Origin of the sequence: Desulforhopalus vacuolatus, assembly GCF_016918505.1 — a bacterium.
Classification (GTDB): domain Bacteria; phylum Desulfobacterota; class Desulfobulbia; order Desulfobulbales; family Desulfocapsaceae; genus Desulforhopalus; species Desulforhopalus vacuolatus.
In genome coordinates this window covers 1-1,748 of sequence record NZ_JAFFPZ010000080.1, presented here as the reverse complement: position 1 = coordinate 1,748, position 1,748 = coordinate 1, and the positions used below count along the sequence as shown (strand labels likewise).

Genomic DNA, 1,748 nt, shown 5'->3' with positions numbered 1-1,748 from the left:
CCTGAAAGTCGGATAAAGCGTACACTACTTGGTGTCTACCCCCAAGTAGTTCAAAAACAGTCTGTCTCTAGCCACTGATTCAGTGGACCATCGATAGTTGCCCATCACAGTCTGTACCTTTGTGGTTTCAATGCAGTCGAACCAATCCAGAATCTGTGCGAGAGAGCGTTGTTTAAGCCAGTTTGCCAGTTTCTTTTCGAGCTTGATGAGTGATTTGGTTTTTCCGAGTTCTTTCGTTTCAAGCTTGGCTTGCACTTGCTTTATTTTTTTCGTCAAAAAACAATGATAGCCCAGCGAGATAAATTGTGTGAACTGTCTTCCACGCAGGTTGTCTGGGTACCATGTGCGAGGTCGCGCACCGTCGAGTTTTCCCTTTTGCACGGCAAAGAGTTCTTCGATCTTTTCTCGCAACCGATAGTTTTCAAGTGCGGTAAATGTGTCCATGGTCTGATTGCTGACGAGGGCGAAATAGCCGAAGTACTTCTTAGCTTCGACAATGGCTTCGTCATTGAATCCTACCTTCAGCTGACCCCCACGCCCCTTTCTGGAACAGACCAAATACTTGTCTATTTTCTTTTGCGCTGATTTTGTGAACTCGGTTTCTCCTCCTTCTATTTGGGCCTTCAGCTCAAGCAGATCCTTACGAAAGGCGAGTTCTTTCTTGGCTTCGTTGTCGGGAGAATAGTAAACATGCACATACAGACGGCGCGAGATTGTTTCTTTTTCACCGGCGACTTTACCGTTGCGTGATCGCTGGCGCACCCGGCTGAACGGGTGTATTCTAAGTAAGGTCGCTCCGCAGATGGACGGGTCGAACGGACAAGTGCTGGACATACCCGCAATTGTTGCACGGAGCGCATCAACTGTCTCACGGACCCAGACAATATTCGGGTTAACCAAGGTTAGAAACTTAACATTACGCAAAGCGAATGCCATCATGTTCTTTTGGCTGTAGTAACCGTTATCAGTGACGATTAGAGGCTTTTCCAGGTTGAGACACTTGAGTTGCGACAGAGTGTTTTCAATGGATATGACATCTGGAATATTACCGGGTTGTTTAGCGAAGGCCATCGGTTCTCGAGCCTTCACGGAATATAAGGTCAAAAGCTTGATCGTGTTGAGTCCGTCGCCATCCTTGTTGAATCCCCGCCGTGCCTCCGACTGATTTTCAGAGTAGGTCGAGATGGTGGTTGAGTCAAACGCCAGCACAGGAGACTCTCCCAGGCGGGCCGCCCGAGCTGAAAAATAGCGTTGAACGCCTTCTTCATTACGACCAACATCCTTAAACAAATTGCCATAAACGTCTTCAGTGATCGCTTCACGATATGGAAGAGGGTGCATCACTTGCCAGCTCTCAAGGCGCGGTAGTGTGTTGCCACCGGAACCGATCCAGTAGCGTGCAATAGAAAGCATCTTCGCTGCATCACCCTCGCTGAATGAAGCACGTACATCATCATCAATACCGGAAAGCTTGCCAACCCATTTCAGAATGTCCGTGAGACCGGTATGCCGACGTGTTGCATTGGCAACACCTCCTTCGCCCTTACTTTTTTTCGGACGAGTCGGCACAATTTCTTGAGTTCCAGACTTGATTTTCCCCTTGAGCTTCTGACTGACAGTATAGGTCTTTCTGGTCTTCTCGTTGTAGGCCGTAATCCGTTCATAGACATAAATATCGCCATTGGGACGCTTTTCACGCCGTTCGCCGACGTGAGTTTTTCCTGTTAATGGTTTAGACATGAGTATAT

1 protein-coding gene is annotated in these 1,748 nt (G+C 48.0%); it reads right to left on the bottom strand.

Annotation, left to right across the window (positions count from 1 at the left end):
• Positions 1 to 24: 24 nt before the first annotated feature.
• Positions 25 to 1,740: an IS1634 family transposase gene (locus tag JWG39_RS15945; protein ID WP_205220429.1), complete on the bottom strand. Its 1,716-nt coding sequence runs from the start codon at positions 1,738 to 1,740 to the stop codon at positions 25 to 27.
• Positions 1,741 to 1,748: the final 8 nt, after the last annotated feature.